The sequence below is a fragment of the Paenibacillus helianthi genome, assembly GCF_001909055.1.
In the GTDB taxonomy this organism is placed as follows: domain Bacteria; phylum Bacillota; class Bacilli; order Paenibacillales; family Paenibacillaceae; genus Paenibacillus_AQ; species Paenibacillus_AQ helianthi.
This window is the reverse complement of the sequence record NZ_LVWI01000070.1, coordinates 91,488-109,681: the sequence shown is the minus strand read 5'-3', so window position 1 is coordinate 109,681 and position 18,194 is coordinate 91,488. Positions and strand designations below refer to the sequence as shown.

Sequence of the window (18,194 nt, the reverse complement as noted above, 5' to 3'; positions counted from 1 at the left end):
CCCATGAAGCTGCAGCCGGTAGTTCCTTTCGAACCTATACTGGCATCACAACTGCCGGAGGGTGATCAGTGGATTGCGCAGATTAAGTGGGACGGTGTGCGTATGCTCTCCTATTACGATGGGAAAGCCGCTGAATTGATTAACCGCCGCGGCAACCGCCGCACCCTGCAGTACCCTGAAATCGCCGACCCCAGAGCTTACTGCAGGGCTGAATCGGTGATACTGGACGGTGAAGTCATCGCGCTCAGCGGCGGCAAACCGTCCTTTCATGAGGTCATGCGCCGGGACAGCCTGAAGAATGCCGCAGCCATCAAGGCTGTCCGCCCGCAGGTGCCCGTGCTCTATATGATATTTGATATTTTGTACTATGATGGCTTATGGCTTCTGGACCAGCCGCTGTCGAGCCGGCAGCAGACCTTAGGCCACATCCTGCTTCCCCATCCCCATGTGCAGAACGTGCCCAGCTATACCCGCCCGTCTGAGCTTTTAGCTGCTGCACAGAACGGAAGCCTGGAAGGGATTGTGTGCAAGGACATCAACAGCACCTATGCACCCGGCGGAAAAGACGGTCGATGGCAAAAGCGTAAGATCATCTCCGACGTAACCGCCGTAGTTGGCGGTGTTACGTATAGGGATGGACTTGTGAATGCTCTGCTCTTTGGCCTTTATGACAGCGAAGACAAGCTGCATTATATCGGGCATGCCGGAGCAGGCCGGATGACCGTACAGGATTGGCGCAGCTTAACTGCACAGGTTGAGAAGCTTCGAACTTCAGACATGCCCTTCACCACTGTCCCGCAGCGGAGTAAGGGAGCCGTCTGGATTCAGCCCCAGCTGGTCTTCAAACTGCATTTCCTGGAGTGGAACCACTCGGGAACCCTGCGTCAACCTGTCATCCAAGCCCAATTGGACCTTCCCCCGCTGTCCTGCCGGTTGGAGCAGAAAGGATGACAATGCAAGATATTTCATATTTCCAAAGGAGGATGCCGGATGCCCAAGACTATCCGGGGTTCCATTACCATCGGAGGACAAGAAATCACCATAACGAACCCGGATAAGCTGTTGTGGCCGGAACGCGGCATTACCAAGCGAATTTACCTGGAAAAACTGGCCGCCCTTTCCCCTTATCTGCTGCAATACTGCCGGGACCGTCTCCTAACGGTGATCCGCTATCCGCACGGCGTGCCAGGCATGTCCTTTTATCAGAAGAATGCACCTGAGCCCCTGCCCGACTTTGTCCGTACAGCAACACATGACAACATCACTTATATCCTTCTTCAAGGGCTGCCGGAGCTGCTCTGGCTGGGCAATATGGCCGCCCTGGAGTTTCATCCTTCGCTTCATTACGCGGGAAGTGAGCTGCCCTGCGAATGGATGATTGACCTTGACCCGTCGCTTGAAGTCGAACCACGGATTATGGAAGCGACTGCAGTCGTAGGCGAGGTGCTCCAATCTCTGGGCATTGCCTCCGTCCCGAAGACCTCCGGTGCAACAGGCGTGCAGATTATTGTACCTATCCGCCCCGGAGTCACTTTTGACGGCCTTCGCCGGATCGGCCACTTTGTCGGTCGGTACGTGACAGAGAAACGTCCCGACCTGTTCACCCTGGAGCGGCTGAAGAAGCATCGGGGGGACAAAATTTATTTTGATTACCTTCAACATTATGGCGGCAAAACGCTTGCTGCACCTTATACGCCACGAGCCCGCCCGCTGGCTACCGTATCTACTCCTCTTCTGTGGGAAGAGGTTCGGCGGAATGTCTCGCCTGCTGATTTCCACCTGCAGAACATCGAGGAGCGCCTCAGCCGCATGGGTGATCTGATCGCCAAAGTGCCTGCACAGCCGGTGGAGGCTCTTATTTCCAAGCTCCCATAGTTTCTCCTCTCCAAAAAGCAATAAGCCCGCAAATGCCTATTCAGGCTGCGGGCTTATCAGACGTCCATCTTACGGACGGAAGGTATTCTATATGAGAATGCGGCGATACTTGATACAGACGCCGAATTGATTACACTGTCGTTCGTAAATATACCTTCCTTCGGTTAGCGCTCCCGTTAATTACGGGCAAAGCTAATGGATTGATTTTTTCTTAAAGCGGCCGCCCTTAACATCATGGATATTGCCAATTGCGACAAAAGCTTCGGTATCCCAATCTTCAACAATAGCTTTAAGCTTCGCTTCTTCCAAGCGGGTAATCACTACAAAAATCACTTTCTTGTTATCTCCGGAGAAGCCGCCTTCCCCTTCCAGATAAGTAACACCACGTCCGAGTCGCTCGGTCAGCGCTTCTCCGATATCACGGAATTTATCGCTGATGATCCATACCGATTTCGATTGATCCAAACCCTCAAGCGTAACATCAATCACCTTAAAAGCAATGTAGTAAGCGATTAAAGAGAACATCGCATTGTTCCAGCCAAACACAAAGCCTGCACCGGATAGAATAAACAGGTTGAAGAACATGACTACTTCACCTACGGAGAATGGAAGCTTCTTCGAGACCAGAATAGCGATGATTTCTGTTCCATCCAGCGATCCTCCATACCGTACCACCAGGCCAACACCTACACCCAGAATAACGCCTCCAAACACTGCGGCAAGCAGCGGTTCGCCCGTTAGCGGGGCTACAGGATGCAGCAGTTGAGTGCCAATGGACATCAGAACTACAGCAAACAGAGTGGATAAGGCAAAGGTTTTACCGATTTGCTTATAGCCGATTACAAGGAACGGCAGGTTAAGCAGAGTTAATATAATCCCCAGCGGGATATGGAAAATATGGGATATCATAATGGAAATACCGGTAATTCCGCCGTCAATCAATTGATTGGGAACGAGGAAAATCTCCAATGCCACAGACATCATCGCTGATCCAAGCACGATCATTACGATCCTTTGAACCAATTTGGCCCTCTTAAAGGCTTCTGATTTCTGAGGTTTCTTCTGTTCCCCATTCGTGAATAATTGCTGGCTTACAGTCATAGAACTCCCCCTGTTAAAAGTATAGTTACTTCTTATACCTTCATTATATCATAAAAGAGGGTCCTTTATGGCATAGAAAATGTTAGAATCTTCGAAAACTCAAGTTTCTATCGCTTAAACTGTCATAAAAGCGGTGATAACAGCTGACAAAGGTTTTCTATGCATTTGACAATTCCTCCTCTTCTCCGAAAGATTGCCGGCTCAATAAATTCACTATGCTCCAGATCCTGTTCAAAACCAGCAGCAAGCAGCGTAATCACCTCCGGACTAAGCATGACGGCTGTCAGCTCAAAGTTGGAGTAAAAGCTCCGCATATCCAGATTGGCACTCCCCACCGTCCCCAGGATATCATCGATAATCATAATTTTGGCATGCATGAACCCTTTCTGATACCGGTAGAATTTCACTCCGGCATCCTGCAGGTTTTCCAGGTAGGAGAGAGACGCATTGTACACCAGCCTGTTGTCCGGTTTGTCCGGAATGATGATCCGCACATCCACTCCAGCAAGCACCGCACTTTTGAGCGCCCGGCAGATCGTAGGATCGGGAATAAAATAAGGTGAGGTAATCCATATCCGCTCTTTCGCCGCTGCAATTGATGCGAAATACATCTCCTGTGAGGTATCCAGCGCCCCGTCCGGTCCACTGGCGACAACGAGAACGGCCTTTTCTTCCGCACAATCATGCGCCGGGAAAAAGCGGGGATGGCTCACTCCCTCACCTGCTGCCAGCCTCCAATCTTTCAGGAAAACATACTGCAGGCTGTAGACCGCATCCCCTTCCAGACGAAGATGGGTGTCCCGCCAATATCCCAGCTTGGGATTTCTCCCCAGATAATCATCCCCTACGTTCATGCCACCGGTGAACCCCACACGCCCATCGACAACAACGATTTTCCGGTGATTCCGGAAATTGAACCTGCGCTCCAGCAGGGAGTTTAATGGCGGCAGGAAGAAATGAACCTCCACTCCGGCATTTCTCAGCCTTCCAATGAAGTCGCGGCCTAGCTTATGGCTGCCGAGTCCATCACACAGCAGGCGGACCCTCACCCCCTGGCGCGCTTTGCGGATCATGACCTCCTGAAACTGCTTCCCGGTCTCATCATCACGAAAAATATAGAATTCCATATGGATATGCTCCCGCGCTGCTTCCATAGCTTCAAGCATAGAGTCGTAAGCTTCCTGTCCGTCAACCAGTACTTGGCACTTGTTCCGGCCGGTGACCGGAATCTCTGACAGCCGGGAGAGCAGGAACAACAGTCCTTTATAGTCTGAGAAATGCGGATTCCCACTCTCTTCCGCATGTTTCACAAGCTTGACTATACCGGACACATGAGCACGGATCTCCCGAAATAACGAAATACACCTCTTCTCGAGCTTGCGATTCTGCCAATAATCCCGGCCGAAAAAATAATAGAACAACAGCCCGAGCGGCGGGCAGCAGAAGGTAACGAGCAACCAGGCCAACGCTCTTTGCGGGCGGCGGAATTCGAGCAGCAGGATTACAGCAATCTGCAGAATAAAAAGACATAGAATAAACGCCAATATTACCAATCTGTCACCCTCTTGAATGTTTTATAGTGAGTCCATTCTCATTCCAGCTGTCGCTGGCACCCGGCAATTTTGTACCTTCTGTTACCTTCATTCTCCCTCTTTGTTCCAGCAAACCGTTGTCATGTTCCCCACGGACATGGAATACATAGAGTAGTAGGACGATTCGGATGAGCCCTTAGAAATTAGGACTTCAGTGAATACAAGGCGGCTGCACGAGCCGCAGGAAAGGAGAAGCTATGAAGAATCAGCCCGATCATAACCGGATCACGCTGCTTGTTGTCCGTGAAGCCGGACGTCCGGTAAGGCAGCTTCAGCTATCCAAGCCACTCGCTCTTGCGCTGCCGGCCGCTGCCGCCCTTTCTCTGTCCAGTCTGGTCACTTCCATGCATTTTCATGCCTCCCGCTCCATTTCCGAGCTGGAAGCAGAAGCCGCGGCACTGTCCCTGACCAATCTTCGTATGGAAATGAAGGTTGCCGATAAAGATCAGGCCTTGCTGCAGCTTCGCAGTCAGGTTACTGAACTATCGGAGGAAGCAGACAGTATCAAAGACAAACTGAAAAGCGTAAGCGAGCTGGAGCAGCAGCTGCAGTCTCTGATTGACAAGGGAAGCAGTCCGGCTGCCAGCGGCAAGGGGGAATCCTCCTCCGCCAAAACATCCAGTACTGTAGATCCCTCTGCACCTGCAGCGGGTACAGAATTATCTCCTCCGGCAGAAACGCATTATTCTGGCGGGGCTTCTTTTACCGCTGTATCAGCTGCTGCCGCATCGCCGGACGGCACATTCACGCCACAGGTGGGCGGGGAATATATCGCTGTCTACGCGAACGATCCCCTGAAGCTGGTGCGGGAAACGAAGGATGACTATGAGGAAATCCGCAGCATGCTGGATGAAATGATGAGCAGGATCCCTGTGACGATTACAGAAGCCCAAAAGGCAAATACCGCTAAAGCTACTCTCCAGGCCAAAAAGGCTATTGCTGAAAAATCCAGGCTGGCACCTGCCGTCATCTGGCCTACGCAGTCCAAGGTCATTACTTCCAGCTTCGGTTACCGTTCCGACCCTTTCAACGGGACTTCAGCCTATCATTCCGGCATCGATATAGCAGGCAGTATCGGCGATCCCGTATATGCTGCCATGGATGGCGTGGTCACCACCGCCGAGCAAATGGGCGCACGAGGCAAATATATTATTATCAAACATGACAATGGGCTGGAGTCCTGGTACATGCATTTGAATGGAATGCTGGTCTCCCCGGGCACCAGGGTAAGCAAAGGCCAGAAGATCGGCTTGCTAGGCAATACCGGACGCAGCACGGGACCCCATCTTCATTTCCAGGTGGTCAAACAAAACAAACCGGTCAATCCTTTGGGTTATGTACAGCCTTAAGCAGGAAGAAAGTGAAGTACGACGTTATTCAGTCGAGTAATCCTAAATAAACACTCAGGAGGATGAACGCATGTGGAATAAAAACAAACAGAACACGCCGGTGAAATCCACCGACTCGCTGATCGGGCACGGGGGTACGCTGGAGGGCAAAGTCACTTGCGACACTAATCTACGGATTGAGGGCAACTTCAGCGGAGAAATCCACTGCCGGGGCACTGTCACCGTCGGTGAACAGGGAACCGTCCGTTCCACCATCAAAGCACAGGACATCATCATTGCGGGCAAGGTTTACGGCGATGTGGTTGCCGATCAGAGGCTAATGATGACGGGTACCGGACAGCTGCATGGGAATATTCTGGCTGGCACCTTAAGCATCATGGAGGGCAGCTTGCTGAATGGCTCCGTTACCATGGCCGAAGAGCCCGCCACAGAAAAAGCGGGCGGACTTCAGAAAAACGGTCATACGGACAAAGCCGGCAAACGCGGCTCCAAACAAGCAGAAACGGCTTAGCCGTCCCTATGAAATATTAATTCTTATTGTACAGAACAACCTTGAATCGGGCTGGTGCAGCAGCCCGATTTATGCAGCAACATCTCTTTTACGGAATACAATCCAGGACACCAGCATGAATAGAAGATAATAGACGGCTAGTACCGCGATGGCAAATCCCAACGTGACTCCACCCGGGCCTTTATCTGACAACAGATAACCATGCAGATCCATATGGGTGAAAATCAGATATTTAGCCCACTCATAGCGCTCAGGGCTAAAGATGGCCACAAAAATATCCTTGGCAAACATAATGAACAGCGATAACCCGATCGCCAGTCCGCTTGCACGGAAGACACTGGACACCATAAAAGCCAGAGCAGCGGTCAGGAACAGCTCAGCATAGCTGCACAGAATGCCCAGGAATGTATATTCTGCTGGACTCCATGCCGACATAGAGGCTCCTCCAAGCCCGGAGGAAGAGGAGAAGATAAGCGCAGACACATATCCAAATACGATCAGTACACCCGTGCTCAGCAAGCTGAACAGGATTAGGGAGATGTACTTGGAGAGCAGTATTTTGGATCGGCTCCATGGGCGGATCAGCAGCAGCTTAATGGTCCCCCAGGAAAATTCGCCCGCAACGGAGTCGGAGGCGATCACAACTGTAAAAATCGTATTGAGGAAAAAAGCGATACTCACAGTCATTTGAAAGCTGTTCCACAGCTCTGTCGTGGAGGTATCGCTGCTGGTAAAGTAGAACAGCGCCGGAAACAGCGCGCTCATCACAGCCAGAATAATGAGCATGATCCATGTACGTATACGACTGTAGATTTTAACGTTCTCATTATGTATGAGAGCCGCGAAATTACCCAATGCCTTCACCTCCGGTGATTTCCAGGAATTGATCCTCAAGTGAACGGGCCAGCACTTTAATGCCGTATACCTTGATCCCGCCTGTGACCAGCTTCGCATTCAATTCAGCGATAGCTTCGCGGTCCGCTGCCACGGCAATTCCACCATCCTTCAGTACCCCGGTCCCCAGCAAGGTCAATGCCGCTTCAGGATCACTAACCTCAAACAGCGTCTCACCGACGGGCAGAACCTCCGTGCCTACAGCCTTAAGCTGTTTCACGTCAATCAGCTTGCCATTCTGGATAATTGCCACTGTATCGCACATCAGCTCCATCTCAGACAGCAAATGGCTGGAGACAAATACCGTTGTACCTTCCTCCTGGCATAATCGGCGCAGATAGTCGCGCAGCTCGCGAATTCCCTGTGGATCAAGCCCGTTCGTCGGCTCATCCAGGATCAGCAGCTTGGGACGGTGAAGCAGCGCCTGGGCTACACCCAGCCGCTGGCGCATTCCCAGTGAATAGGTCTTCACCTTGTCGTGTATCCTCTGTCCCAACCCTACCAGCTCTACAACCTCTTGGATCCGCTTCTTGTCTACACCTGGCACCATCCGCGCATATTGGCGCAGATTCTGGTATCCGCTGAGGAACTTGTACATCTCAGGGTTCTCCACGATTGCCCCAATATTCGCAACCGCTTCTTCAAAATGATCCTTGATGCTGCGGCCGCAAATCAGGATATCTCCGCGGCTGATCGAGATCAGTCCGACCATCATACGAATGGTAGTTGTTTTACCGGCACCATTCGGCCCGAGAAATCCGAAGATTTGTCCGGGCGGGATATCGAGCGTCAAGTCGCTAACCAGCGTCTTGCTGCCCATTTTTTTGGTTACACCCATTAAACTGGCTACGGGCTTCACCACTTCTGCCGTGTTCGGCATGGTCTCACTTCCTTTCGTCGGTGTATATAAAATGAGCTTGAGTTTCCAATTGAGGTGCATGCGGTTGAAATCCCTGAACTGATAATGCTTCCGAAGCGAGCTTTCCTTTGGAAAGCTTTTTGGCGGTCGCATTCGCTCCTCCAGTTCCAATCTTCCCTCCGTTACTTTCACCTTCATTTTTTCACAATTCATTTTATATGGGTTTTATTCTACCACAACTTCCCTTTTTCCTGAAAAGCGGAAAAAAATGCAGCAATAGTAAAAGGGACAACCTCCCTCCGGTTAAGGAGGGGATGTTGTCCCTTGGTTTATCTTTTATTCGAGAGTGGTTAGCATTTAGCCGCCAACACGGGCAAGCTCACGCATATTCGCTTCAAATGCAGCCATCAGGGCAGCTTCGCCGGTCAGACCGGTCTGTTCCACCTTGCGGATCTGCTCCATCATCCGTTTATAGTCCTTCGGAATGACACGGGCAAATTTCGGCAGGGCCTCATCCCATGTATCCAGGATGCGTTGTCCGGCATTACTGCCTGTAAGCTCGGTATGGCGGATAATCAGACCTTGCAGTTCAGCAATTTCTTCAGGCTCCTCCACACGCTCCAAGAGAACCATCTCAATGTTGCAGCGTTTGACGAACGTATTGTCCGGATCATAGACGTAGGCGATACCGCCCGACATTCCTGCCGCAAAGTTGCGACCCGTTGCACCAAGCACAACCACACGGCCGCCGGTCATGTATTCACAGCCATGGTCGCCCACGCCTTCCACAACGACATTCGCACCAGAGTTGCGGACAGCGAACCGTTCGCCGGCAATCCCGCTGATATAAGCTTCACCGCCGGTAGCACCGTACAGGGCCGTATTCCCGATGATGATGTTATCTTCGGCGGCGAAGGTCGCCTTAGAGGACGGCTTAATGATCAGCTTGCCGCCGGAAAGTCCTTTGCCCACATAGTCATTGGAATCCCCTTCAACCGTGATCGTGATTCCCTTCGGTACGAATGCCCCCAGACTCTGTCCCGCCGAACCGGTGAAATGCAGGCGGATCGTATCATCCGGAAGACCTGCTGCTCCATATTTACGGGTCAGTTCACTGCCCAGGATGGTTCCTACCGCACGGTTGACGTTCGTGATCGGAAGTGAAACTTCAACCACAGTACCGGATTCCAGTGCCGGTGCAGCAAGATCGAGCAGCTTGGAAACATCCAATGTTTCTTCCAAGCCATGGTTCTGGGTCTGACTGCGGTAGCGAGTGCTTCCTTCCGGCATAGCCGGAATGTGCAGCAGGCTACTCAAATCTACGCCTTTCTTCTTCCAGTGACTCGAAGCTTTGACGGCATCCAGGCAGTCCGTGCGTCCAACCATTTCCTGAATGGTGCGGAAACCAAGCTCCGCCATGATCTCACGCAGATCCTGTGCCACAAAGGTCATAAAGTTCACTACATGCTGCGGATCACCGGTAAAGTTCTTACGCAGCTCCGGATTCTGGGTAGCTACACCTACCGGACAGGTATCCATCTGGCATACCCGCATCATAATACAGCCTACTGCTACAAGCGGTGCAGTGGCAAACCCGTACTCCTCAGCACCGAGCAGCACAGCGACTGCCAGGTCACGGCCGCTAAGCATTTTGCCGTCTGTTTCCAGTACAACACGGTCGCGCAGATTGTTCAGCATCAAGGTCTGATGGGTCTCAGCCAGGCCAAGCTCCCAAGGGAGACCGGCATGACGGATGGAGTTCATCGGCGATGCGCCGGTACCCCCATCGTAGCCGCTGATCAGGATAATATCGGCACGGCCTTTGGCTACCCCGGCAGCGATGGTTCCCACACCGACTTCAGACACGAGCTTCACGTTAATATTGGCACGGGGATTGGCATTTTTCAGATCGTAGATCAATTCTGCCAGATCCTCAATAGAGTAAATATCATGATGCGGTGGCGGTGAGATCAGACCTACACCCGCTGTGGAGCCGCGCACTTCTGCGACCCAAGGATATACCTTGCGGCCCGGAAGCTGCCCGCCTTCACCAGGCTTGGCCCCCTGCGCCATCTTGATCTGAATTTCATCAGCATTGACCAGGTAATTCGAGGTAACCCCGAATCGACCCGATGCCACCTGCTTGATCGCACTGCGGCGGGAATCGCCATTGCTGTCCGGAGTAAAACGGGCCGGATCTTCTCCGCCTTCACCGGTATTGCTCTTGCCGCCGATGCGGTTCATTGCAATCGCCAGTGTCTCATGTGCTTCCTTGCTGATCGAGCCAAAGGACATGGCACCGGTCTTGAAGCGTTTCATGATGGATTCTGCAGACTCTACCTCATCCAGTGGTACTGGTGAATTCGCAGGCTTGAACTGCAGCATGGAACGGAGCGTCTGATGCTTCTCGCTCTCTCCTTGCACAAGTGCCGCATACTTCTTGTACAGCCCGTAATCGCCGCTACGCACGGAGTGCTGGAGAAGATGAATGGTCTGCGGATTGAACAAATGCTCTTCCCCGTCACTGCGCCATTGGTATTCACCGCCGGAATCGAGCACCTTGTCACTGCCATCCTTGTCAGTAAAGGCGCGGTTATGAGAGACAAGCGCCTCTGCTGCCACTTCTTCCAGGCCGATGCCTCCGATACGGGAAGGTGTCCAGGTGAAGTAACGGTCCACGAATTCAGAATTCAGGCCAACAGCTTCAAAAATCTGCGCGCCCCGGTAGGATTGAATCGTCGAGATGCCCATTTTGGACAATATTTTCACTACGCTCTTCGTCGCAGCTTTAATATAATTCTTCACAGCCTTCTCATGTGAAATGCCGCGCAGCAGGCCCTGGCCGATCATGTCATCCAGACTCTCGAAAGCGAGGTAAGGGTTGACCGCACTCACCCCATAGCCGAGCAGCAGCGCATAATGATGCACTTCACGCGGTTCGCCGGATTCCAGCAAAATGCTGACCTTGGTACGGGTTCCCGAGCGGATCAGATGGTGATGCAGGCTGGAAACGGCAAGCAGTGCCGGAATAGCCGCATTCTCACGGTCTACGCCACGGTCAGACAGAATCAGAATGTTATGGCCTTTGGCCATAACGCGGTCAGCCGCTTCATTCATCCGCTCCAGCGCGATACGCAGCCCTTCCGCACCCAGCTCAGCCGGGAACAGAATCGGAATCGACATCGACTTGAACCCTGCGCGGCGGACATGGCGGATCTTCGCAAAATCCTCATTGGACAGGATTGGTGAATCCAGTGAAATCTGCCGGCAGCTCTCGGGTTCCGGCTTAAGCAGGTTGCGTTCAGGTCCGATAGTTGTCGCTGTCGAGGTCACCAGCTCTTCACGGATCGCATCGATCGGCGGATTGGTTACCTGGGCGAACATTTGTTTAAAATAGTTATAGAGACGCTGCGGACGGTCCGACAGTACCGCCAATGGGGCATCATAGCCCATCGAGCCTACAGCTTCGGCACCGGTGGAAGCCATCGGCTCCAGCACCTTGCGCAGATCTTCAAAGGTATATCCGAAGGACTGCTGCAGCTGCTGCACATTGTCATGCTTCGGATTCGGCAGCTCTGGGGCATCAGGAAGCTCGTCAAGGCCAATCAGATGCTCATCCAGCCACTGGCGGTAAGGCTGTTCAGAAGCAATCTCGGCTTTGACCTCTTCGTCGGAAATGATCCGGCCCTGCTTCGTATCCACCAGCAGCATGCGTCCTGGTCTTAACCGGTCTTTGTATAGTACATCCTCTGCAGGAATATCAAGCACTCCGGCTTCCGAGGACAAAATAATCAGATCGTCTTTGGTTACATAATAACGTGAAGGGCGAAGGCCGTTTCGGTCAAGAATCGCACCGATCTGTACACCGTCGGTGAAGCCCATTGCAGCGGGTCCGTCCCACGGCTCCATGAGTGTGCTGTGATATTCATAGAATGCCTTCTTCTCCTCGTCCATGCTGTCATGGTTGCCCCAAGGCTCAGGAACCATCATCATGGCCACATGCGGCAATGAACGTCCGCTGAGGTACAGGAACTCGAAGGTGTTGTCGAACATAGCCGTATCGGAGCCGTCAGGGTTCACGACAGGCTTGATCTTGCTCAGGTCTTCCCCGAATACTTCACTCTTGAACAGCGATTGGCGCGCGTGCATCCAGTTCACATTGCCGCGCAAGGTATTGATCTCACCGTTGTGGATCATGAAACGGTAAGGGTGGGCACGTTCCCAGCTTGGGAATGTGTTGGTGCTGAACCGGGAATGCACAAGGGCAATCGCCGATTCCAGCGCTTCATTCTGCAGATCCAGATAGAACTGGCCTACCTGCGCTGTGGTCAGCATGCCTTTGTATACGATCTTTCGGCAGGACATGCTTGGCACATAAAAAGATTCGCCTTCTTCTGCTCCGCCATAGCGGATCGATAGTTCGGCACGTTTGCGGATGACGTACAGCTTGCGCTCAAATGCCAGATCATCCTTGATTCCTTCGGAGCGGCCGATGAATACCTGGCGCACATAAGGCTTAGCCGCCTTGGCTGTCTTGCCCAGCATTTCGTCAAAAGTAGGTACATCGCGGTAGCCGAGCACCTGCTGGCCTTCCTCGGTGATAATCTCGCTAAGGAGCGCTTCGTGGCGGGCCCGGATCTCCTCGTTGTGAGACAAAAAGATCATGCCTACACCGTAATGCCCCTGCTCAGGCAGTTCAAATCCAAGCTTGCTGGCTTCACCGGTAAAGAAACGGTGCGGAATCTGCAGCATAATGCCGGCTCCGTCACCTGAGTTTGGTTCTGCTCCCTGGCCTCCCCGATGCTCCATATTGAAGAGCATGGTCAAAGCGTTACTTACAATATCATGGGATGGCTTGCCTTTGATATGGGCGACAAACCCCATTCCGCAGGCATCCTTTTCGAACTGGGGATCGTACAGGCCTTGTTTGACGGGCAGTTCAGTGTGTCTCATTGTATGCAACCTTTCTATTATAAAGTAGACGGATTTCAGGAAAAATTTTCAGTGGGAATTCTTAATAAATATTCAAGACAGATTGGTTATATTATTTTATCATCGACCTGACATGAGCGCAATTTAAACTTTTTTATGAGCTTGATTAACAATTGCTTTTGCGTCACAGCTTTAGTGAATTGAAGCGTAAAAAATCTTTGTTATGCATAAATATGCATGAATAACGAATAAGCTCTTATTCAATGAAAGCGTTTCATCCATTTTCCTGACACAATCATGGTATTTTTTGGACTGTTTTTCATTCCTGAAATAAGTAGAAACAGCTTCGCCGCCCTTTGCGTGAAACCTATAAATTCTTTGTTTAGGAAAAAACAAAGAACGCCCCGGCAAGGAGCGTCCTTTGTGTGTTTACTCAATGAATTATTTTTCAATTACAAGCTTAATGCTTGTTCTTTCTGCACAGCCATTTCACTATCACGGTCACGGGTCATGAAGTAAGTGAAGGTGCAAACCAGGAATACTACTCCGTAAACGGCCAGCATTCCGGCATCGCTCCACATAGTACCAAAATTACCGGTGGAAATTACTGCCTTGAACCCTCTTACACTATAAGTCATAGGCAACAACGGGTTGAAGAATTTCATCCAGTCCGGAATCAGCTCAAGCGGGAAGGTTCCTGCACTTGTTGTCAATTGGAATATCAGCAGAACGATAACCACGAACCGTCCTGGTTGATCCATCCAGGTAACAATAGCTTGAATCATCCACATGAAGGCGATACTGGTAATGAAGGTAAAGGCATAGAACAACGGTACATTCTGTACATCCAGGCCAAGTCCGTAGAGAACAATAAGGATTGCCATCAGGGACTGGAACACGCTCATCATTGAGAAAGTAAGGGTGCGGCTGATGAAACGGTTGAACCGGCTGGCACCAATCACCTCGGAATCACGCATTGGAATTACAATGGTGCAGATGAGTGCGCCTACGAACAAACCAAGCGACAGGAAGTACGGTGCAAACCCTGTACCATAGTTTTGTACTGTAGTAAATTCTTTCTCTTCAATCTCTACCGGCTGGGCGAACATCGATACAAGTGCATCGGTCTTCTTCACGGTGCTGGTCTGAGAAGCGGCATCACCGAGCTTCACTGCCAGCTCACCGGAGCCGGCCTTCAGGTCATCCAGTCCGTTCTTAAGCTGTCCGGCTCCATCGCTTAGCTTCTTCGAGCCGTCTGCTACTGAGCTTAGGCCGCTGCTAAGCTGACCGGCTCCATCGAGCAGTTTAGCCGTTCCGGCTTCCAGCGCTTTGCCGCCGTTAGCAAGCTTCGCACCGCCTGCTGCTGCTTCGTTCAGCTTCGCACCGAACTGCTTCATGCCTGCGGCAAGCTTGGTGCCGCCGGTTTCAAGCGCTCCGGCTCCAGCCAGGAGCTGCTTCTGTCCGTCCAGCAGCTGTGTGCTGCCGGCATTCAGCTGCTGTGCCCCGTCATGCAGCTGGGTCACTCCGGCATCCAACTGCTGCGAACCGGTATGCAGCTGGTTCGCTCCCTGCACCAGCTGCTCCTGGCCGCTGTGCAGCGCAGTTGCGCCATCAAGGAGCTGTTGCTGGCTCTGATCCAGCTGTGCGGTGCCTTGAGCGACTGCGGTGCTGGCTGCGAGCAGCTTCTGCACATCGGGGCTTGCCGCCAGCTGCGGATTCGATTTGGCCAGTTGCGACAGGCCATCAGCGACCGCTTTGGCTCCCGCGCTTACCTTCGCGCTGCCGTCCTTCGAAGCTTTAAGTCCTTCTTCCAGCTTCGCACTGCCGTCTACGGAAGAAGTCAGGCCCGCTTCCAGCTTCGCGCTTCCATCCACAACAGACTTTGTACCGGCTTGCAGCTGAGTGGTTCCGTCTACAGCCGATTTTGTACCAGCTTGCAATGCAGCTGCTCCGGCAGACGCTTTCTGCAATCCGGCATTGAGCTGTTTGCTGCCGTCCGCTGTCTGTGCTACACCATCCTGCAGCTGTTTATGGGCTGCAGACAACTGCTGAAGTCCGCCTGCAAGTGTACTGCTACCGGTCTGCAGTGCAGCAGCTCCGGTATTCAGATCTGCCACACCCTTTGTAAGAGGTGCTGCTCCATCCAAGAGTTTACCCGTACCTTCGGTCAGCACAAGCAGGTTATCCTTCAGCTTGAGCGCACCGTCGTCCAGCTTGGTCGCGCCGTCGGCAATCTTGGTGGCGCCGTCTCCCGCTTCACCAAGACCGCTGGCGATGTCTGTGATTTTATCAAAAACAGAGGTCGTATAAGCTTCCGTAATTTTAGCAGATACTTTTGTCTTGATATCTTTCACGGCTGTGCCGCCGATTTGACCTGCCAAGAAATTATAGCCTTCGTTTGGCTCGTAGATAATTTTGGCCTGCTTTGGACTATCATCCAGCAATGTAGTCGCATTCGCGGAGAAATCTTCCGGAACGACGATAGTCATATAGTAGGTTTCGTCTTTCATGCCGGCGTCCGCCTGCGCCCGGGTGACAAAGTTCCATTTGAACCCGTCTGTTTTCTTGAGCTCCTCTACCAGGTCATTCCCGGCAGTAAGCTTCGTTCCCTCATAGTCGGCACCTTTATCTTCATTGACAACAGCGACGGGCAGCTCATTCATTTTGCCGTACGGGTCCCAGAATGCCTTGAGGAACAATCCGCTGTATAGTACCGGAATGAACAGGACGACAAACATGGGAATCAGCACCTTGGGATTCTTGAACACTGCGCCCAGGTCCTTGGCAAATACGGATAAAGATTTCATTCTGGTTCTCTCCTTCTGATCATATGCTCTCTTTAAAATCCTATTACTATCTAAAAAAGGTGAATCTCTTGAAAACTTGCAGTAACACTAGATGACTGATTTCCCCATTCGGTCACTCAAGGGCAAATAAAAACTCCTACCGGAGTCGTCTGAGACTGTCCATTCTCATGTATGAAGCTACTCTGCCAACCCTTCTGCCAAAAAGAGATGAAAATAATTTTTAATCTGCTCCTTGGTCAAAGGCTCATGCACCCTGTTCAGTTCGGCCGTAAGCACAATATACAGTCTGAACATTACCAGCGATACAATCTTGGGGTCACAAGGCTTCACTTCCCCTTGATCCATCGCATGCTCTACTTCCCGCTGCAAATATTCGAGAACGACATTCTCAAGCTTGTCGAGACCTTCGTTGGCCTGGGGGGTGCCGAAATCACGGCTTTCCTGGGACAACTTGATAAACAGCTCATGTTCACTGCGAAATTCGAGCAGAGCATCGAGAACACGGTGCAGATTTTCAAAAAATGACCGTTCCCGTCTGATCTCCCGTTCGGCGATGACCTTCATATCCATCATCACTTCACGCAGTATCTCATCAAATAACTGTTCCTTGTTCGTAAAAAAGGTGTAGATGGTTCCTTTGCCGACATTTGCGATCTTCGCGACCTGATCCATTGTTGTCGCCTTGTAGCCGAATAATGAAAAAGACTTGGTTGCGGCCTGGAGCACCTGTTGCCTTCGATCTACCACAGCCACCTGCGCGCACTTCCTTTCTTCATGAAATAGGCCTGCCATACGATATGACTGTTTTACTATTTCGGTCAATCGGTCAATACCCACTTTATCACGTTGCTTCTTTGTTTGCAATACTTGGGTGAAATCTTTATTTTTTTTATTTTTGCAGTGTTTTAACTTTCTATTTACGTCTTATTTGTATAATGTGAGAAAAGAAGCAATATCCCTAGTATAATAGAAGAGAAGATTAATCCTACCTATGAAGGAAAGTAGCAGGTGAACTTATGCGAAAGAAAAGAGTACTGCTGTTTTCGGAAGGCTTCGGTACGGGCCATACAGGGGCAGCCTATGCTCTGGCCGAAGGAATAAAGCGTCTTAGCCCGGATGTACAGTGCCGGGTCATTGAGCTTGGCAAATTCCTCAACCCAACGGTCGCTCCCTGGATTCTTTCAGCTTACCGCAAAACAGTCAGCAGCCAGCCGAAGCTGGTCGGCATGATGTACAAAACCCAATATCATAAATCTCTGAACCGGTTGACCAAGCTGGCGCTTCACCGGATTTTTTATACACATGCCTCACAGGTCATCGAACAGCTTAAGCCCGATCTGATTATTTGTACGCATCCCATTCCGGCTGCTGTCATTTCCCGCTTGAAGCGGCAGGGGCTGGATGTGCCAATGTATACACTGATTACGGATTATGATGCACATGGAAGCTGGATCAATGAAGAAGCAAACCGGTACCTGGTGTCCACTTCCCGGGTCAAGTCGATACTTACCGGCCGGGGGGTCTCGCCGGACAAGGTTACCGTCACAGGCATGCCTTTACACCCTAAGTTCTGGGAGAGATCGAACAAAAAGCTGTTGCGGAAGGAACTGGGACTTGCTGATATCCCTACCGTACTGATTATGGGAGGCGGCTGGGGGCTCATGTTCGGAAAAGAAGTCATGAAATCACTCACCGCCCGGACGAATGATATCCAACTGGTGTTTTGTATGGGCAGCAACGACAGGCTTGTAGCTAAAATGAGGGCCAATCCGCTGCTGAACCATCCCAATGTGAAAATTTTGGGATACAGCAGCGAGATCAATAAGCTGATGGACGCCTCCGATCTGCTGATTACGAAGCCCGGAGGGATGACCTGTACGGAAGGCCAGGCCAAAGGCATTCCGATGCTTTTTTACAGCGCCATTCCCGGCCAGGAAGAAAAGAACTGCCAATACTTCGTGGAATTGGGCCTTGCCGAGGAACTCGATTCAGATGTGGTGGACAAATGGTTCTCACTGCTGATGCGTGAATATGCCGGCCTAGAAGAGCTGCGCAGACGGCGGCTCGCCCCGGATCGCCAGCAACCGAGCCACTGCGCTGCCGCCGTCCTGCAGATGCTGGGCAAACCTGCAGCCGGAACATCTGCGGAGCTCCGGGGGGCACGGGTTGCTGCTCCAGCACGAAATGAAGAAGCCGTGTACGTTACTCCTTAAGCAAGACGATGGCCAATGGAAGAGGATAGGACTCAAGCAGAAACGGTACCGGGCATAAAGC

At 51.7% G+C, this 18,194-nt stretch carries 12 protein-coding genes; 5 read left to right on the top strand and 7 right to left on the bottom strand.

What is annotated here, in order from left to right; all coding sequences use genetic code 11:
• Positions 1-3 precede the first annotated feature (3 nt).
• Positions 4-951, top strand: a complete 948-nt coding sequence (locus tag A3844_RS25080) for an ATP-dependent DNA ligase (protein WP_074102647.1) — start codon at positions 4-6, stop codon at positions 949-951.
• A 39-nt stretch (positions 952-990) separates the two neighbouring features.
• Positions 991-1,875: a non-homologous end-joining DNA ligase gene (gene ligD / locus A3844_RS25075; RefSeq protein ID WP_074083109.1), complete on the top strand. Its 885-nt coding sequence runs from the start codon at positions 991-993 to the stop codon at positions 1,873-1,875.
• Between the two features lie 192 nt (positions 1,876-2,067).
• On the opposite strand, the gene A3844_RS25070 is transcribed toward ligD, so the two are convergent.
• The gene (locus A3844_RS25070; RefSeq protein ID WP_074083108.1) at positions 2,068-2,976 is read right to left on the bottom strand and encodes a YitT family protein; all 909 of its coding nucleotides are present in this window, start codon (positions 2,974-2,976) and stop codon (positions 2,068-2,070) included.
• Between the two features lie 122 nt (positions 2,977-3,098).
• Positions 3,099-4,529 carry a cardiolipin synthase gene (gene cls, locus A3844_RS25065; protein WP_074108785.1) on the bottom strand — a complete coding sequence of 477 codons (1,431 nt, stop codon included), beginning with the start codon at positions 4,527-4,529 and terminating at the stop codon, positions 3,099-3,101.
• Between the two features lie 236 nt (positions 4,530-4,765).
• Here cls and A3844_RS25060 point away from each other — a divergent pair, with 236 nt between their 5' ends.
• Positions 4,766-5,917, top strand: coding sequence for a M23 family metallopeptidase (locus A3844_RS25060; protein WP_074083106.1), 1,152 nt, complete (start codon positions 4,766-4,768; stop codon positions 5,915-5,917).
• Positions 5,918-5,987: 70 nt separating this feature from the next.
• Complete coding sequence (locus A3844_RS25055; RefSeq protein ID WP_074108784.1) at positions 5,988-6,428, top strand: bactofilin family protein; 441 nt, start codon at positions 5,988-5,990, stop codon at positions 6,426-6,428.
• A 69-nt stretch (positions 6,429-6,497) separates the two neighbouring features.
• Here A3844_RS25055 and A3844_RS25050 read toward each other — a convergent pair whose 3' ends face one another.
• The 5 genes from A3844_RS25050 to A3844_RS25030 form a co-directional block, all read right to left on the bottom strand.
• Complete coding sequence (locus A3844_RS25050) at positions 6,498-7,283, bottom strand: ABC transporter permease (RefSeq protein WP_074083104.1); 786 nt, start codon at positions 7,281-7,283, stop codon at positions 6,498-6,500.
• Entirely contained in the window at positions 7,276-8,202 is a 927-nt protein-coding gene (locus A3844_RS25045) for an ABC transporter ATP-binding protein (protein WP_074108832.1), read from the bottom strand. Before A3844_RS25045 ends, A3844_RS25050 begins: the two co-directional genes overlap by 8 nt.
• A gap of 336 nt (positions 8,203-8,538) precedes the next feature.
• Positions 8,539-13,134, bottom strand: coding sequence for a glutamate synthase large subunit (gene gltB / locus A3844_RS25040; RefSeq protein WP_074108783.1), 4,596 nt, complete (start codon positions 13,132-13,134; stop codon positions 8,539-8,541).
• A gap of 431 nt (positions 13,135-13,565) precedes the next feature.
• Complete coding sequence (locus A3844_RS25035) at positions 13,566-15,920, bottom strand: YhgE/Pip domain-containing protein (RefSeq protein ID WP_074108782.1); 2,355 nt, start codon at positions 15,918-15,920, stop codon at positions 13,566-13,568.
• 177 nt (positions 15,921-16,097) lie between these two features.
• Complete coding sequence (locus A3844_RS25030; protein ID WP_143186335.1) at positions 16,098-16,673, bottom strand: TetR/AcrR family transcriptional regulator; 576 nt, start codon at positions 16,671-16,673, stop codon at positions 16,098-16,100.
• Positions 16,674-16,936: 263 nt separating this feature from the next.
• On the opposite strand from A3844_RS25030, the gene A3844_RS25025 reads away from it, so the two are divergent.
• A complete protein-coding gene (locus A3844_RS25025) occupies positions 16,937-18,133 on the top strand; it encodes an MGDG synthase family glycosyltransferase (RefSeq protein ID WP_074108781.1) in 1,197 nt (398 codons plus the stop codon).
• Positions 18,134-18,194: the final 61 nt, after the last annotated feature.